General features: G+C 68.2%; 16 protein-coding genes. 14 read left to right on the top strand and 2 right to left on the bottom strand.

All coding sequences use genetic code 11. From position 1 onward, the window contains the following. Nucleotides 1-1077: 1077 nt before the first annotated feature. From ABEA81_RS05795 to ABEA81_RS05780, 4 genes are all read left to right on the top strand, one after another. Nucleotides 1078-1989, top strand: coding sequence for a hypothetical protein (locus ABEA81_RS05795; RefSeq protein ID WP_345603753.1), 912 nt, complete (start codon nucleotides 1078-1080; stop codon nucleotides 1987-1989). Beyond that, on the top strand, nucleotides 1986-2516 hold the full coding sequence (locus ABEA81_RS05790) for a restriction endonuclease (RefSeq protein ID WP_345603752.1): 531 nt from the start codon (nucleotides 1986-1988) through the stop codon (nucleotides 2514-2516). The genes ABEA81_RS05795 and ABEA81_RS05790 overlap by 4 nt, the downstream gene beginning before the upstream one ends. An 849-nt stretch (nucleotides 2517-3365) precedes the next feature. Next, nucleotides 3366-3659: a hypothetical protein gene (locus ABEA81_RS05785; protein WP_345603751.1), complete on the top strand. Its 294-nt coding sequence runs from the start codon at nucleotides 3366-3368 to the stop codon at nucleotides 3657-3659. 43 nt (nucleotides 3660-3702) lie between these two features. After that, on the top strand, nucleotides 3703-4752 hold the full coding sequence (locus tag ABEA81_RS05780) for a hypothetical protein (protein WP_345603750.1): 1050 nt from the start codon (nucleotides 3703-3705) through the stop codon (nucleotides 4750-4752). 173 nt (nucleotides 4753-4925) lie between these two features. Here ABEA81_RS05780 and ABEA81_RS05775 read toward each other — a convergent pair whose 3' ends face one another. Continuing rightward, nucleotides 4926-5432 (bottom strand): IS30 family transposase, encoded by a 507-nt coding sequence (locus tag ABEA81_RS05775; protein WP_345603749.1) that lies wholly within the window; start codon nucleotides 5430-5432, stop codon nucleotides 4926-4928. On the opposite strand from ABEA81_RS05775, the gene ABEA81_RS05770 reads away from it, so the two are divergent. The 5 genes from ABEA81_RS05770 to ABEA81_RS42535 all read left to right on the top strand — a co-directional run bounded on the left by ABEA81_RS05770 (nucleotide 5418) and on the right by ABEA81_RS42535 (nucleotide 9434). Next, the gene (locus ABEA81_RS05770; RefSeq protein WP_345603748.1) at nucleotides 5418-5735 is read left to right on the top strand and encodes a hypothetical protein; all 318 of its coding nucleotides are present in this window, start codon (nucleotides 5418-5420) and stop codon (nucleotides 5733-5735) included. The genes ABEA81_RS05775 and ABEA81_RS05770 overlap by 15 nt on opposite strands. A gap of 775 nt (nucleotides 5736-6510) precedes the next feature. Further along, on the top strand, nucleotides 6511-7281 hold the full coding sequence (locus tag ABEA81_RS42545; protein ID WP_425570458.1) for a DUF4328 domain-containing protein: 771 nt from the start codon (nucleotides 6511-6513) through the stop codon (nucleotides 7279-7281). A 48-nt stretch (nucleotides 7282-7329) separates the two neighbouring features. After that, entirely contained in the window at nucleotides 7330-8157 is an 828-nt protein-coding gene (locus ABEA81_RS05765; RefSeq protein WP_345603747.1) for a hypothetical protein, read from the top strand. 760 nt (nucleotides 8158-8917) lie between these two features. Then, a complete protein-coding gene (locus tag ABEA81_RS42540) occupies nucleotides 8918-9118 on the top strand; it encodes an LppU/SCO3897 family protein (protein ID WP_425570474.1) in 201 nt (66 codons plus the stop codon). Between the two features lie 37 nt (nucleotides 9119-9155). Next, nucleotides 9156-9434, top strand: coding sequence for a hypothetical protein (locus ABEA81_RS42535; RefSeq protein WP_425570457.1), 279 nt, complete (start codon nucleotides 9156-9158; stop codon nucleotides 9432-9434). A 453-nt stretch (nucleotides 9435-9887) separates the two neighbouring features. On the opposite strand, the gene ABEA81_RS05755 is transcribed toward ABEA81_RS42535, so the two are convergent. After that, nucleotides 9888-10592 (bottom strand): GntR family transcriptional regulator, encoded by a 705-nt coding sequence (locus tag ABEA81_RS05755; protein WP_345603745.1) that lies wholly within the window; start codon nucleotides 10590-10592, stop codon nucleotides 9888-9890. A gap of 308 nt (nucleotides 10593-10900) precedes the next feature. Between ABEA81_RS05755 and ABEA81_RS05750 the strand changes: the two genes are divergently transcribed. The 5 genes from ABEA81_RS05750 to ABEA81_RS05730 are packed head-to-tail and all read left to right on the top strand — an operon-like array spanning nucleotide 10901 to nucleotide 16453. Next, nucleotides 10901-11761 (top strand): dioxygenase family protein, encoded by an 861-nt coding sequence (locus ABEA81_RS05750; protein WP_345603744.1) that lies wholly within the window; start codon nucleotides 10901-10903, stop codon nucleotides 11759-11761. A 46-nt stretch (nucleotides 11762-11807) separates the two neighbouring features. Then, nucleotides 11808-13334 carry a GMC family oxidoreductase gene (locus ABEA81_RS05745; RefSeq protein WP_345603743.1) on the top strand — a complete coding sequence of 509 codons (1527 nt, stop codon included), beginning with the start codon at nucleotides 11808-11810 and terminating at the stop codon, nucleotides 13332-13334. A 35-nt stretch (nucleotides 13335-13369) separates the two neighbouring features. Beyond that, nucleotides 13370-14587 carry a M20 metallopeptidase family protein gene (locus ABEA81_RS05740; protein WP_345603741.1) on the top strand — a complete coding sequence of 406 codons (1218 nt, stop codon included), beginning with the start codon at nucleotides 13370-13372 and terminating at the stop codon, nucleotides 14585-14587. Beyond that, a complete protein-coding gene (locus ABEA81_RS05735) occupies nucleotides 14574-15332 on the top strand; it encodes an alpha/beta fold hydrolase (protein ID WP_345603740.1) in 759 nt (252 codons plus the stop codon). The genes ABEA81_RS05740 and ABEA81_RS05735 overlap by 14 nt, the downstream gene beginning before the upstream one ends. Next, complete coding sequence (locus ABEA81_RS05730) at nucleotides 15329-16453, top strand: FAD-dependent monooxygenase (RefSeq protein WP_345603739.1); 1125 nt, start codon at nucleotides 15329-15331, stop codon at nucleotides 16451-16453. Before ABEA81_RS05735 ends, ABEA81_RS05730 begins: the two co-directional genes overlap by 4 nt. The last annotated feature ends 23 nt before the right edge of the window (nucleotides 16454-16476 follow it).

Raw genomic sequence — 16476 nt, 5'->3', positions numbered from 1 at the left:
GGATCATGGTACCGAGAAAGCGCTGCCAGCCGTACTGCCCGGGGAGAGCCCGGACGTGATGTAGGACCAGAGGCACGACGCCAGGAACGAGCGCGGCGAGATCGCGGACTGGGCTGACTCGATATCTCTCGGCGTACTCGGAGGTGCTTCGGGGCACCTGATCGTGGACGTGCTGAACGAACCCGGTAAACGTGATCGGCGATCACGCTGTTGCCGGCGCATGTCGGGTTCAGGTTCTGTCAGGAGATGTGCCCGTTCTCGACACCGACAGCCTCATTGCGGCTACGGCAACTCGACGGCGGTCCACGCCCTCCAGCTGCACGACGAACGGGACCAGAACACCTTCGCCGCCCTCCGAGTGACGCCGGTGCCGCCAATGATCTACCCGGCCTACCCGGGCCTCGATCTGGTCGCTCTTCGTGACCGGCGGTCGCCCGACACGACGCCGCGTGGCGCGCCGACGGCCCATATCTCACTTTGCAGCTGGCCCATGCCTTCCCGCTATTCGGTGCCGTGGACCGGATGGACGCCTGCCTCGGCCGGGCCGTCGGCAACGCAGCCTTCGCCCGCGTCAGTCGCTCGACGGCGCCGTGCCGAGCCCGGACCGGCAGGTGGCTCCGGCGCATGGAACGAGCGCAGGCCCCAGGAGCGCCCTGAACAACTCGGGCCTACTGCGCGACGCCCAGGCGGCGCCCTCGCCGCGTTGGACGTCCGCACCGGTACAACAGCGGTATCGGCGCGAACGTCCGCCTAGGTATGACCCATTTGTTCTAACACGGATCGCTGCAGGTCAGGGACTAGCGACGCGGCCCGCCCGCCATACTTCTCAGCATGGCCGCGATCGTCCCCGTGTCGCCAGGCGCGACTGACCCCGAAAGGCACAGCACAAGTTCACCACCTACGACATGGCCCGTGGTTCTCACGCTCGCGGTGATCCGTCGCCACGGCCGGGCCCGGAGCGGCAGGCCGCGCCCGTCTGGAAGACCTACGCCCGGCCAGTCGGGGCCTCGCTTGAGGACGTACAGAAAGTCTCGCGGAGGACCATGCCACGGTCACGTGTATCTGGAACGATCGGGGGTGACCTCGACCCACGAAGACCGGACGACGCTGACCTGCTTCGTTAGCGCAGCTACGAAGACCAACGTCCGACCCGTCTTGGAATCACTGGGCGCGGTCGGAGTCGGAGTTCGAACCGCCGAAGATGTCGGCCAGGGCCAGCCAATAGCTGATTCCCTTCTCAACGCGGTACTGAGCGCAGACTTTGTTTGTATCGTACTTGACCAGTCGGACGTACATCCTAATGTCGCGTTTGAGGCAGGCGCGGCCGCTGCAAGTCGTCGGCCGATCGTTGTAGTTTCTACTCTTTCGCCAGAAGAGTTGGGGGCAACACCATTCGGAGATATGGCAACAATCCGATACTCTGAATCGAGCGCAGGGCTTGCGAATCTAAATTCTGCAATGCAGGCTTTCGTAAAGAACGTTCAGCCTGCGGCGGTTCAGATAGCGATCGACTGGGACCAGGCGAACCAGGTAGCCCGATCACCACTTGGAGTAGCCGCGATTCGCGGAGACAGGCTGACCAAAACGGTCGCCGCACGGCTTGCAAGCGCAGGCGGATACGTCGCAACCAATACCGCGGACGAGCTTGACATCGTCGCCGAATTTCCAATTCTAGGCACAAGCGTCGGACGACTCGTCGTCGAGGTCAAGGCGCGATATTCGAATCGCGCTATTCACCGGCGAGCCGAAACGCAGCTCCGTCAAGCGATGCGAAAGACGGGCTCCCTCCTGGGATTGCTCGTGTACGGTGGCCCTAGCGATGTTCGAACAAAGCTAATGGACGACACGCGAAGTCAGGATTCTCTATTTGGCGAATTCGACGATGGAATCCTTGTAGTATCGGCCGAGGAGCTCGTTTCCTGGTCGGATAGGCAGTTGATTGGGGAGCTTACTCGGCTTCGCAACGCCGTCGTACATGGACAACGGTGAGCAGTGAGTCCGACCGCTTGCACGAACTGTACAAGCGGACGTTAGCTCGCGGCAGTACCACGACCCGCGGCCGAGCGTTAGAGAACTTCGTCGAGGAAGTGTTCTGCTCCGTCTCATCGGTACGGCTCTATGAGCGCAATGTACTTGACGAAGACGGAGCCCAAGAGATCGACTTAGTGCTCAGTCATTACCCCGCAATCTCGAACATGCCCATCTCAGACATCTCGATCATCATCGAATGCAAGAACGATTCGCGGCGCACCAGTGCGGCCGAGATCCGCGAATTCGGACGTAAGCTGCGATCTCGCAGTCTTCCGGTCGGAATACTCGTGACAACCGCCGGATTGTCCGGGCGCCGCGGACAGCATGGGCATAGAGCAATCAGCGACGAACTGCGGGGCGGCGTGGCAATTATCGTCACCACAACCGCCGAACTGCTATCTCTCAAAGATCCAAGCGAGGTTGCAATGCTCCTCTTTGAGCGACTGATGGAACTGAAGACACTGCGGGGCTACCGGACCATATAACCCTGATACGGCGTTGCCAGCACGCTGAGACGCACAGTCGACGAGAACATCGGGGACCTCATCTTGATCTCAGGGGACGCCTGTGCGGAGGCATCGTGCGAATCCGGCTACAACTCCCGCTAGGTATAACCCATTTGTTGTAGTACAGCGGGACCCCTTGGTCGCGCGGTCAGGCCGAGCTTATGCCGCTCGCGTTCAACTTCGCGGAGGAAGTCCCTCCCTCGTCCCAAGGACCCGGCCGGGCTGTTGTGACCCCTGTGTGGGGCCCTGCTGGCCGCGGATCGCCCGGCTCCCTGCTACTCCGTCGCTGCTGGGGCGGCTGGGGGTGTACCAGGCAACTCTTGCTGAGGCGGTCCAGCGGGCAGGCGCGTCGCGGCGTCAGAGATGGGGGCATGCGGAGGCTGGTACTGACCGGTCACGAAGATCGCCACGGCGGATGTCAAGCTGGCAGTGGCCAGGATCCCGGCCACCCACGGTTGTCCTATGGCGGCGAGCGCCACAATCGCTGCGAGTGTCAGAACGAGCGCGCCAAATCCAAGACGCTGACCTCGCACCACGATAGCCAGCCGCTCGCTGGCCTCCTCCGCCCCCGCGCGCTGAGGCGGCACGTTTGGATGGCGCATCTCGTGGATCATCAATGTCGGTTCACTGCCCACCGCGACTGAGCAGGCACAACCCCGCGGCATTGGGGAGGCCGAGGGTATCGGTTGAAATGATCGGCGCCTGTCACGACGAGGCCCGCCCGGCACGACGATGCCCGAGCGCCGGGTCATCCAACCTGCGGGGAGCTTGTCCACACCATCGTATACTGCCCGGATGGGACATTGGTCCGAGAGTCTCGTCGACGAGATGGCTCAGCAGGTCGGCGGCAACCCCGACCGCCAAGTGCTGAAGGACCTGCTCGCCCAGGCCGGTCACGAACTGGACCTTCTCTCTGGCCGCAGCTACCGTCCGGCACGCAACGTGACCTCGGTATTCATGCCCAATGGCTTGCCCTTTGTCGACGTCCCTGACGCACAGGTCGGGTCGATGGAGCCTGCAACGGGACCGTGGCCGATCCCCGATCCGGTTAATCAACAGATGGCGGCTGTCCTCCAGGTCTCACCCTTTTACGCCAGTTCCGACCGCGGTATCAGCTGCTGATGCTCTCTGGTTTGCGGGCCAGTTCCTCGCCGAGGAATACCGAGTGGGCGGTCTGTCGAGGGACCGCGTCCTGCACTGGCTCGGCGCTGCGGACCATGAGCAGCGAATGGAACTCATGCGGCAGGTCATGGACCCTGCCGTACGACTAAGCGTCCCGATTCTTGGGGTGGCAATCGGCGGGTGGTGGATCCAGATCGCCCGACGCCTCATCTGGGTGACGAGCGAAACCGAGGACGAAGGACGACTTCTTGAGCTCCTGCTGGACGGGACTATGACCAACACTGAGGTTATGCCCCTCGCAGCCGCCGAGCCCATCCTTATCGCGGTTCCGATGACACGACAACCAGCAAACTGGGCGTTCATCGCGCGCCTCTGGACGGAGGGAGTTCGACGCCCTTTCGATCGACCGTGGAGTAAGCTCGCGAAAGCTGTGCACGGCCATGGCATACCGACCATCACCCTCGATCCTGTCTCGACTCCGGTCGAGATCGCTTGCCAGATGGTCTTGAAGGGCTACTGGCACGGTTACCTCGCCAGCGACGAGCCAGCCCTAGCTAACGCCGTTGCCATGGCGTACCCGCGGCAGGTCGAGCGCATTCAGCGTGCGACTCGTGCGCCGAGCCGGGCGTCGGCAGCCGCGACCCTGCTCGAACAATTGATCCACCCCGGGTTCGACCCGGCCCAAGGCGCAGAGGCAACCCGTCGCTATGTCCGCCGCAAGGCAAGCATTGCGATCATGGAGCACAACAACAGAGAGCAGCCAGACCGTTACCCGTGGACACAGGTTGGGATCAGCGAACGCCGCTACTACAAGCTTCTTCCGCTCTTTGCGGAGAAGGTCAACGGTCGGTACATCCTCGACCAGGACGACGTGGTGGCACGCATGAGGGCTCACCTGGACTGCGTAGACAAAGAGCGCGCCGTTCGAGCAGTCGCCCTGGAGGTACTCCAGTCACACGGCTTCACCAAAGAAGCCGCACGCAAGTGGCTACAACGGCATCAGCCGGAAGATGCGGTGAGCGCGTGGCCTCGTGGCTCGGGTCACGGCTACACACGATCGGACCCGCACAACGCGGCGGTGGGCGATCCGTAACGGCAACGTCTACATCGCCACCGGTGTGGGTGGTGATGCGGCGGGTGTGGGAGTCGCACTCCCAGTCTCGTTACGAGCGGATGATGCGCCTGTCAACGGATCTTGAAAATTGACCCTCCTGGGGTCCCTGGGTTCGAGGGCGGATTCAAGTGATCATCGCAACGGTGACCTGATCATGGTGCCAGAGCCTGCTCGAAGCATTCGGTTGGTGTCCGCCAGCCGAGGCCCTTGCGAGGCCGGTCGTTGAGTCGATCTTGGATGGCGCGCAGGTCGTCGGTCGTGTGGATCGAGAGGTCGGTGCGTTTGGGTAAGTACTGGCGCAGCAGGCCGTTGGTGTTCTCGTTGGTGCCGCGCTGCCAGGGGCTGGCTGGATGGGCGAAGTAGACGCCCTCGCGCAGCAGCGGGGCGATCTGATCGTGGTAGGCCATCTCCGATCCTTGGTCCCAGGTCAGCGTCAGCCGCAGCCGGTGCGGGAGCTGACCGAGCACGCCGTTGAGGGCATCGCGCATCGCTTGCGCGCTGTGGTTGATCGGTAGGTGCACCAGTAGCAGGTAGCGGCTGGCGCGCTCGACGAGAGTGCCGATCGCCGAGCGGTTTGCCGTGCCGACGATGAGATCGCCTTCCCAGTCGCCGCACCGGTTCCGGTCGAGCACGACGGCCGGGCGGTGATCGATCAACACCGGCGGGACGAGGAACCGGGCGCGCCGCTCGTCGGGGCGACGACGGCGCTCATCCTCCTACTGCGCGACATCCTCTTCTTCGAAGCCGGCGAAGACGACAACCGGGAGCTGTACCTGGCGCCCGGCGTGCTGCCGCCCTGGCTCAGCGGCGGCGGCCTGTCGATATCCATCACCGCAGCGCCGACGAGCTGCGGCGCTACTTTCGGCCACACCCTGCGGCACGACGAGCCAACCAGTCGGATCCTCATCGACATCCCGAGACCACTGCCCGCCACACCTACCCCCGCCGGTTCGGTCAAGTGACCCGCGTGCTCGTCGACGGCATTGAGCAACCACCGAGCGGGGGATACGTCCGGCTGTCCCCAGGCACGATGGCTGTACCGGACGAGGGAGCGCACCACCTGGATCCGGAACTGGTCGTGCCAGCCCGCATCCTCTTCTCGCAAGATCTCCACGACACGCTGCTCTTCGCTGGTCATCGTGGCGGCTGTCGCTGACCGGCGTGTAGTGCGCCCCCGCCGAGAGCGAGAGCACGGCGTACGTGTGGGGAGGTCGTGCAGCCGGACACCACGAACGCCCGGCGCCGAGGCGGGAGCCCGACCACCACGTGCCATGGGCACGCCGGCAGCATGAAGGCGACGTGCCGCGCGGACCGCGAGGTGTGGGTGGCGCACACCGGCGGCGGTCGCGGCACAACAGGCGACAGACGGCCCGCCTGACGCGGCGTTGGCGATGACGCCGGCGTGTCCGTCCGGGCGGTCGGGCTGCTCACGAGGTACGTGCTCCGCTGGCGGGGCGGCGAAGGCGGTCTGGCGCGAAGCGATTTCGGCCGTCGATAGCAAGAGAGGCCGTCGGTGGCAAGAGAATACGTCGCCACTTCCCGCCTGTTCCTTGCCAAACAGAATGGCGCCGACTGGTCTGCACCTGATCTCCCCGCTACGATTTGCATGTTCTTCGACCCCGGTGGGTCGGTGGTTGGTTCCGGGGGGACACGTGGACACACTCTCGACGCCTGTCGCCAGCCATCAGCCATTGCGCCGCCTTACCGTCGCGGCGGCTGTCCTTGTATGGATCGCAGGTGGCCCCGGACCGATCGCGGTCTTCGCCGCTTCGTTCACGTACGGGTCGTCCGCGAGCTCCGACGCCGCGCAGTTGGGAGCGGTGCTGCTCGAAGGCGGCCTTCTCGCGACGTATCTCGGGTCCGCGGTCGCCGGGGTTCTCGTCGTCCTGTGGCTCTCGCGCGCCCGGGCGAACGCCGCAGCAGCCGGAACATGGCCACAGCGCTGGGCGCAGGAGTGGGTGGTGCGCCGGATCGCTCGTCCCGATCGCGAATTTGTGGGTTCCGGCGGCGGTCGTCTCGGACGTCGTGCGGGCGAGCCCTTCCGCGACGGACCCGCAGGGCGAGAGGCTCCGCGCGGTCGTGCCGTTCTGGTGGGTTGCGTGGCTCGGTGCGTGGGTGGCGCTCTCGACGGCGCTCGTGGGCATCCCACTGATCGGCGTGCCGAACGTCGGGGTGGCTCATCTGTGTTTCACGCTCTTCTCCGGCCTGTCGGCACTGCTGTTCCTCGCCGCGGCCGCGGCCTTTACCCGGATCGTGCTGCAGGTCGCCGCCCGACAGGATCGACACGTCCTCGCGCCGTCCGTCCCCGACCCGCCACCGCCCCAACAGACTCGGGCTTCACCGCTTCGGCGACTGTCCCGGGCAGCCGATTCCGCTGAGCCCGTGCCCCCGCCATCTCCGATACCCCCAGCGGCATTGTCCGGAGCGCGGACCTGGCTGCTGCTGGCGGTGACCGGGTATCGCCCTGTCCACAGTCGCAGCGATCGGGGTGTTGCTGACCATCGCTGACGATGACCCGACCGACGTCGTCGCGGCCGCTATGAAGGACGCTCGCGAATGGAGCGGCATAAATCACCGAGGCACTTTCCCCGGATCCGACGGCGCCCCGTCGACTTCGACATCTCGGTCACCGACTCGGGCGCACTCGGCACGCTCAGCCGAGACGGCGGCAGCGCGCGGGCCGAGGTCGTCCAGAACAGCGCAGGGGTGTACGTGAAAGGCAATCGTATGTGGTGGCAGCGGAGCCATCCGGAACAGGCCGCGGTGCTTGCAGACAGGTGGATAGCTGAACCCGGACCCGAGACGCAGTTGATCGATCCCATCCTGCGCCTGCACCCGGGGCAGCTGTCGTATGAGGTGCGGCTGGGGTCGTCGTGGGTGGCGACCGGCGAGCAGATCGTGAACGGTGACCGCGCGCTCGTGCTCACCGATGGGCGTCTGGTACTGACCGTCACCGCGGAGGAGCCGCACCGGGTGCTCTTCGTGGAGCTCCTGGCCGAAGGGCCGCCGGGGGCTGAGCCGATCGAGGTCAGCCCCCTCGCACAGGCGCAGGCGGACGAGGTGGCCGTGGCCTACCTCCGCGTCTACACGCCCCGGACCCTCACACAGCTGCTGGAGGCCCCTTCGGTGGACGTCCAAGTCCAGCCTGAGCCACTCTGTGCGTCGCCGACCTGCACCGCAACGTTCACGGTGACCGACACCGGCCACGGCCGCGTCGTGGGGCGGTTCGAGATGACCGCCGACGAGAGGCTCGCCGGGTTCCATCAGCTGGACCTGCCGCCCGGCCAGTCCGCGACGTTCACCGCAACAACCCCCAACGAGCTCTTCATCGATCCGGGTGCCAGCGGCGACATCCACTGGGTGGGCCGGTTCGTACCCGATTGAGCGGCACCTGGCAGGGAGGCCCAATGCGCGCCGAAATCCGTCGCTGCAGCCACATAAGGCCACGCTCCACGGGTACTCCGGCGCAATCAGTTCGAAAGCCCCCGCCCACGGGTGTGTCGGACCTGCTGGACCGGCCGGGCGAGCCGGGGTCGACGAACAGGCTCAAGCAGCACAGCGGCGACGAACGGCAGTGGCCCCGACGCGGACAACTGTCCAGAAGTCGCCTGACTCTTGCCAAGTATCCGCCCACTGGACGCACACCAACTGTTCAGCAGCCATCCGACGGCGAGGACACTATGCTGGTTCCGTGCGCAGTAGCCGAGCAGATCAGCACCGCGTCAACGTGCACTCTCCGATTGGGGTGGCAACCAGCACCGGGCGTTCGCCGGGTGGACGCTGTGCGGCGCTTGGGGGGTCGGCATCGCGGATCTCACTGAACCTTTTGGTCATCTTGTTGACCCTGATCGGCGCGACAGCATGTGGCGTGGGGGTCGACCAAGGCGACTGCGTGGTCCAGAACGGCGATCCTACCGGCTTGGTGACGGCGGAGTGCTCGGAGGACCGGGCGCTGCCGGTTCTCGAAGTGCGCGCTGGCAATGCGAAGTGCCACGACGTGCCTGGTGTGACCGAGTCTTACGCGGAAGAGCAGGGATCCCTGTACTGCCTGGGGCCCCCCGACGCCGACCCGGGGAAGGCGATCAACACAGCGCAGGTCGGCGATTGCGCTGCGCGGTACGGTTCCAACAAGCCGTTTGCGCGCATGGACTGCTCGAATCCGGATGCGGACTTCCGAATACTCCACCGGATCGCCGGGGTCACGCCTTCGGGTCGCGAGTGCGACACCGTCAGCGGGGCAACCAGCCGGTACGAATGGGCCCTGCAGCCGCGCGGATTCGCCAGAGGCGCATCGCCTGACGGCGTGGTCTTCTGCCTCGCCGCGCTTCATGCCGGCTCCGGATAGATCGGGCGCCTCCGGCGCCCCGATGCACGTGGAGGGGTTGCAGATCGGCCTCGACGAAGCACGCGAAGTTCCCCGGGTTCTCCGCCCGAAGGTCGATGCAGCGAAGAAGAAGCTCGCCGCGCTGCACGCTGCCAGCGCGGCCAAGGTAGATATGCGGCAGGGACGGGCTGCAGCGATCCAGCTGCATCTCTTGCGGCGTGAGCGGACTGGTGGACAGGCGGTCGGCCAATTGCGCTTCGAGACCGTTGTGGACCAGCGTGCTCGGCGCTATCGACCAGTCGGGATCGGCCTCGTGACGTGCTGCCGCATCAAGTAGACCGCCGACGACGACGGCGCGCGCCCGCCCGTCGGGCAGCTCGACTGGTGCCGCAGCGGCCGCCACGGCGTACGCGTCGTCGACGACGATGCTGCGGATCGAGTCCGGTGCGAGCGCGGCCAGCCGAGCGACACCGCTGCTGCTGTGCGGCGTGCTGGGGCTCGGTGTTCTCGGCGGCGACGACCGGTTGACCAAGAATCCGGGCGGGCTCACTCACCGCGCGCCCGAGGTCGAGGGCAAGGTCGCCCGTGCCGTGCCCACGGGGAAGGCTGGCGAGCTCGAACGGGCACCAAAGGACGCTGGCGTTCCAGCGAGGTGCCGTTCGTACGGCAGCCTGAGGCGCCGCGTCAGCGGCGCGGGATGCGCAGGACCCCGGCCTTGCGGGCGGATCCGAGGTTCCGGTTCCGCCGCTGATGGCCCGCTGAACAGTCCGGCTCGCACGTTGAACACGTGTCAGGTCGGCGTAACGGTGGCGCTGGGGTCGCTAGCGCGGTCGTCGTCGGCGAGGTTGTCGATCAGGGGCGCCAGGGTCTCCCAGTTGGCGCGAGTGGCGGCTGCCGCCCCTTCCACGTCCCCGGCCTTGCACAGCGCGATGATCTGGTCGTGTTGCGCGACCGACGCCCGCCCGCTCAGTGAGGAGAAGCGGAGGCGTTCCAGGCGGCGCAGCACCGGCGTGTACCGCTCGAGGACCTCGCGGATGGCGTGGTTGGCGCTGGCGGTGACGAGGACGCAGTGGAAGTCGTCATCGGCGGTGGTGGCTGCGTCGGCATCGTTGCGTCGCAGGGCGTCGGCGAAGCGTGCATTGGCCTCGGCCATGGCCTCGAGTTCGGCGGTGGAGAGGTTGGGCAGAGCCTCCCGAACAGCGAGTTCGTGCATGGCGGCCGTGACCGAGTGCGCGTTGCGGACGGCGCGGACGTCGAGGGGGCTCACGATGGTGTACCGGCCGGGTTTCGTCTGCACCAGGCCTGCCTGCTCCAGTCGTGCGAGAGCCTCTCGAACCGGCGTGCGGCTGACGCCCAGCCACTCGACCAGGTCGCTGTCGTTGAGACGTTCGCCCGGGGCAAGGGTGCCGTCGACGATCGCGTCTCGGATCGCCCGGTAGGCGTCCTCTCGCAGGAGCGATCGTGCAACGAGTCCGCGACCCTGTGGAACCGGCATGCAACACATTGCATGCCTCACTCTCGACGTTGTCAACGCGGCTGCGAGCTTGACACCCTGGCGCAATGCGCAATATATTGCACGTTGCATGTTGTGTGCATTCACCTTGGGCGCCCAGCTCCCCGGCTGCTGGCAAGCGCGTACGCGTCCACGTCGACTGAGAGGTCGTTCGTTGAACCTGGAGTCCCTGTCTCGCGCTGCGAGACGAGCTGTCACACCGGCTGGTGTCCCTGCCGGTCCGGCTGAGTCCGTGTCCGCTCCGCCCGGAGTGGCGGCGCTGCTGCCTGCCGAGCCGGAGAGGCACTGAGATGCAGCTGGTCACCGAGGAGAACATCACCGGCCTCGCCGCAGCTCGCTGGGGCACCGCGCACGATCCGCGGTTGGCGGAGATCATGCAGGCGCTGGTGCGGCACCTGCACGACTTCGCCCGCGAGGTGCGGCTGACCGAGCCCGAGTGGATGGCGGCGATGCGGTGGCTCACCCGCACCGGGCAGATCAGCGACGAGAAGCGCGAGGAGTTCATCCTCGCCTCGGACGTGCTGGGGCTCTCGATGCTCGTCGTGCAGATCAACCACCGCCTCGACCCGGGGGCGACGCCCGCCACGGTGCTGGGCCCGTTCCACATCGAGGGCTCACCGGCGCTGGAGTTCGGCGCCGACATGGCCGACCGGGTGTCCGGTACCCCGCTCTACGTCACCGGCACGGTCCGTGACCTCGACGGCAAGGCCGTCGGCGGAGCGGTGCTGGACGTGTGGCAGGCCGACACGGAAGGCGCTTACGAGGCTCAGCTGGACGTCGACGAGGCGCGGCTGCGCGGGAAGTACACCTCGAAGCCGGACGGCACCTATTGCGTGCGGACGATCGCGCCGCTCGGCTACAGCATCCCGATGGACGGCCCGGTCGGCGAGCTGATCTCGCAGACCGACATCAGCCACTACCGCCCGGCGCACATCCACTTCCTGCTCGACGTCCCCGGCTACGAGCCGCTGATCACCCACCTGTTCCAGCAGGGTGCGGAGTACCTCGACAGCGACGTCGTGTTCGGCACCAAGGCGGAACTGGTGGTCGAGTTCGAGCGCCGCGAGCCGGGTCCTACGCCAGACGGCGGCACGTCGGAAGTGCCGTGGCTGCTGGCGGGCTACGACTTCGTGCTGCAGCCGAAGGCCTGACGAGCACGTGACGACTCCAGGATCGACGAGGGAGACGACCCCCGCCATGTCCAGCCACTACGACTACGTGGTGATCGGTGCCGGATCGGCCGGCTGCGTGCTCGCCGCCCGGCTGTCCGAGGACCCGGACGCCCGGGTGCTGCTGCTCGAGTCCGGCCCGGCCGACACCAGGCCGGAAATCGCATCACCGCCCGCATGGCCGGGCCTGTGGGGCACCGAGGTCGACTACTCCTACGACACCGTCCCGCAGGCGGGCACCGCCGGGCTGGCCCACAACTGGCCACGCGGTCACACGCTCGGCGGCAGCAGCAGCATCAACGCGATGGTGTACCTGCGCGGACACCGCAGCGACTTCGACCGCTGGGCCAAGTCCGGGTGCACGGGCTGGGACTACGACTCCGTGCTGCCCTACTTCCGGCGCATGGAGACGGTGACCGGCCGGGACCCGCGCTACCGCGGCACCGACGGACCCATGCTTCCCGCCCGCGTGCCTGCCGGGGACGCCAACCCCCTGTCCCAGGTCTTCGTCGACGGCGCGGCCGCGGCCGGCTTCCCGGTGATCGACGACTTCAACGGCGCCGAGGGTGAGGGCGCCGGCTGGCACGACCTGTCGATCTCCAGCGGGACCCGGCAGAGCACCGCGGCCGCGTACCTGCACCCGGTGCGCGGCACCAGGCCGAACCTGACCGTCTCCACCGGGTCCCGGGCCCGGAAGCTGCGCTTCGACGGGGATCGGTGCGTCGGCGTCGAGTTCGAACGCGGCGGCGCGCTGATGACGGCCTACGCCGACGCCGAGGTGGTGGTCAGCGCGGGCGCGGTGGATTCGCCCCGGTTGCTGCTCCTGTCCGGGGTCGGGCCGGCTGCCGAGCTCGAAGCCGCTGGTGTGGGGGTGGTGCACGACCTGCCGGGGGTGGGGCGCAATCTGCACGACCACCCGTTGTGCGGTGTGGTCTACGAGGCGAGCCGGCCGATTCCGGCCGGGCGGACCAACCTCGCCGAGACGTCGATGGTGTGGCGCAGCGACGAGTCCCTCCCAGGCCCGGACATGCAGCTGATGTTCATCCACGTGCCGTTCCACCCGCCGCACCTGGCCGCCCCCGCGAACAGCTTCACGCTCGCGGTCGCCACGGTGCCCGAGGCGCGCGGCTCGATTCGCCTCGCGGGGCCGGACCCGGCGACCCCGCCCCTGATCGACCCGAACTACCTCGGCGCGGAGTCCGACGTGCGGCGAATGGTTCTCGGGGTGCAGGTCGCCCGCGAGATCGCAGCCAGCGAGCCGTTCGCGCCATGGCGCGGTCGCGAGGTGCTCCCCGGGCCCGACATCACCGACGAGGACGCGCTGCGCTCCTTCGTCGCCCGCGCCACCAGCACCTACTACCACCCGGTCGGCAGCTGTGCGATGGGCACCGGTCCCGACGCGGTGGTCGACCCGGACCTGCGGGTGCACGGCCTGACCGGGGTGCGGGTGGCCGACGCCTCGGTCATGCCCAGGATCGTGCCCGTCAACACCAACGCCACGACGATCATGATCGGCGAGAAGGCCGCCGACCTGATCCGCCGGCCCGTCGCGTGACCGGCTCCCGAGCCTCGAACGACGGCGGGACCACCATGGATTCCGCGGCACTCCAGGCGGAGCTGGTCGCCCTCCGGCGGACCCTGCACGCGTATCCGGAGATCGGTCTCGATCTGCCCCAGACGCAGCGGCGCGTTCTCGACGCGTTGGACGGTCTCGATCTGGAGATCAGCACAGGCCGGAACCTCAGCTCGGTGACGGCCGTCCTGCGCGGTGGGCAGCCCGGGCCGGCCGTGCTGTTGCGTGCGGACATGGATGCGCTTCCGATCGACGAGGCGAGCGGGGTCGACTACTCCAGCCGCATCCCAGGGGCGATGCACGCGTGCGGCCACGACCTGCACACCGCGATGCTCGTCGGGGCGGCCCGCATGCTCGCCGCCCGTCGCTCCGAGCTGCACGGCGATGTCGTCCTCATGTTCCAGCCGGGCGAGGAGGGCCATGACGGGGCCGCCCGAATGATCGACGAGGGGGTGCTCGACGCGGCCGGGCAGCGGGTGGTCGCGGCCTTCGGGATGCACGTGCGATCCCACGGTGAGCGAAGCGGGGTCTTCGTCGCCCGGCCGGGCACCATGATGGGCGGGACCGCGAGCGTCTCCATCACCGTGCGCGGTGCCGGCGGTCACGGCGCCCTGCCGCACCTGGCCCGGGATCCGATCACGGTGGCCGCCGAGATCGTGCTCGCCCTGCAGACCCACGTCACCCGCCGCTACGACGTGTTCGACCCGGTCGTGGTGACCGTGGGCGCGATGCGCGCCGGGACGGCGGCGAACATCATCCCCGCGCAGGCGCACCTCGACGCCACGGTGCGGACCTTCTCCGCCGCGACGCAGGAACGCATGGCCGCCGAGATCACCCGCCTGTGCGAGGGCATCGCCGCGGCGCACGGCCTGACCGTGGAGGTCGCGTACGACCCGGGGTACCCGGTGACGGTCAACGACGCCGCCGGCTACGACTTCGCGGCGGCGACGGTCGCCGACGTGCTCGGCGCCGATCGGTTCGAGCGGCTGGAGCACCCGGTGGCCGCAGCCGAGGACTTCTCCCACGTGCTGAACGCGGTTCCGGGCTGCTACCTGGTGCTCAATGCCGTTGGTGGCGACGATCCCATGACCACCGCCGTCAATCACAGCCCGCAGGCCGTCTTCGACGACTCGGTCCTCGCCGACGGGGCATTGATCCACACCGAGCTGGCGATCCGCACGCTGGCCGATGACGTCGATCTCGACGCCCGGAAGGAACTCCATGCGACTCGGTGAACTCGCCGCGGACCTCACGGGCACCGAGGACGGCAGACCCCCGGTGGTGCTGCTGCACGGGCTGACCTTCGATCGCGGCACGTGGGCCACGCTGGTGCACGTGCTCGGGAATCGCCGGGCGGTGGCGCTCGACCTGCCCGGACACGGCGAGTCGCCCGGCCGCGACTCGTACGACCTGCGTGAGGTCGCCGATGTGCTGCACGAGACGGTCACAGCGGCCGGGGTGCGCACGCCGGTGCTCGTGGGCCACTCGATCGGGGGCGTGTTGGCCACGATCTACGCGGCCAACCACCCGGCGCGCGCGGTGCTGAACATCGACCAGCCGCTGCTGGTCGGTCCCTTCGGGGAGATGCTGCGGTCGGTCGAACGCGTCCTGCGCGGGCCGGAGTACCTCAGCGTCTGGAACGAGCTGCGCGCCGGGATGGGCGTCGAGCAGCTGACCCCGCACCTGCGGGAGCTGCTGCGCTCGACCCCGCGCCAGGACCTGCTCCTCGGGTACTGGCGGGAGGTCCTCGAGAAGCCGTCGGAGGAGCTCCGCGCGCAGCGGACGCGGGAGCTGACCGCGCTGCGGGCGTCCGGAACCGCCTACCACTACGTCAGCCGCGCCCCGGTGAACCCGGGCTACGAGGCGTGGTTCCGGGAGGTCCTGCCGGAGGCCGGGATCACCGTGCTGCCGGGAAGCGGTCACTTCCCGCACCTGGCCCAGCCGGAGGCGCCGGCGGACATCATCTCCGGCTGGGCGTGACCGTGGAGCATCCTGTTGCCGTCGTCGGCGCGGGGATCGCCGGCCTCGCCGTACTCCGTGCGCTGCACCAGCGGGACGTCCCGGCGTTCGCGCTGGAACGACGCTCGGAGCTGCCGCCGTCCGGCCTCGCCGTCAACGTGCCGGGGAACGGGATCGCCGCGCTCGCCTCGCTGGGCCTGGGCGACGACCTGGCGGAGCGGGGGGCGCCGGTGCGGCGCCGCGAGTACCGCAATGCTCGCGGGCGGCTGCTGTACGCGATCGACGAGGACGCGTTCTGGGGGAGCGCCGCGCCGCGCCGGATCATGCGGCGGCGTGAGCTGCTCGGTCTGCTGGGCCGGGATCTGCCGGACGGCGCCGTCAGGTTCGGTGCGCCGGTGACCGGGGTGTCGGAGCGACCCGGCGGCGTCCAGGTGCGGCTGGCCGACGGCACCGCGGAGGAAGTCGGCTTCCTCGTCGGCGCGGACGGCGTCCACTCGGCCGTCCGTGCGGCGCTGTTCGGTCCGGGCGGGCGCGGTCGTGCGCTGATGTCCGAGTCGAGCTGGAGGTTCATGGCGCCTGATCCGGGCGTGGACTGCTACACCGTGTGGCTCGGCTCGGGTCGGTCGTTCCTGACCATCCCCGTCGGCGACGGCGAGGTGTACTGCTTCGCGTCGGCGCTCGGCGGTGGCGCGGTGGGCGGGGACGACAGCTGGCTGGTGGAGGCCTTCGCGGACTTCCCCGCGCCGGTGCGGAATATCCTCGCCCACCTGCAGGCACACCCGACGAGGCTGTACCACTCGCCCATCGAGGAGGTGCGGATCCCGCGCTGGAACCGGGGTCGGGCGATGCTGATCGGGGACGCAGCGCACGCCACCGCACCGGTGTGGGCGCAGGGAGCGTCCCTCGCCGTCGAGGATGCCGTGGTGCTGTCCTCCCTGCTGGGCACCCGTTCGGACTGGACGGGCGTGGGTGCCGAGTTCGACCGGCGGCGCCGGGCACGGGTCGAGCACGTGCAGCGGATGACCGATCGGGCGTCGCGAGCGGCCGCGCTGCCGGGTTGGCTGCGGGAACTGGTGCTGCCGATGGCCGGGCCGGCCGGCTACCGCGCCACGTTCGGTCCACTGCGCGCCGGAGTGCTCTGAGTGCGCCGTACCGTCCGGTCCGG

Origin of the sequence: Pseudonocardia adelaidensis, assembly GCF_039543345.1 — a bacterium.
Lineage (GTDB): Bacteria > Actinomycetota > Actinomycetes > Mycobacteriales > Pseudonocardiaceae > Pseudonocardia > Pseudonocardia adelaidensis.
This window is presented reverse-complemented; position numbering and strand designations above follow the sequence as displayed.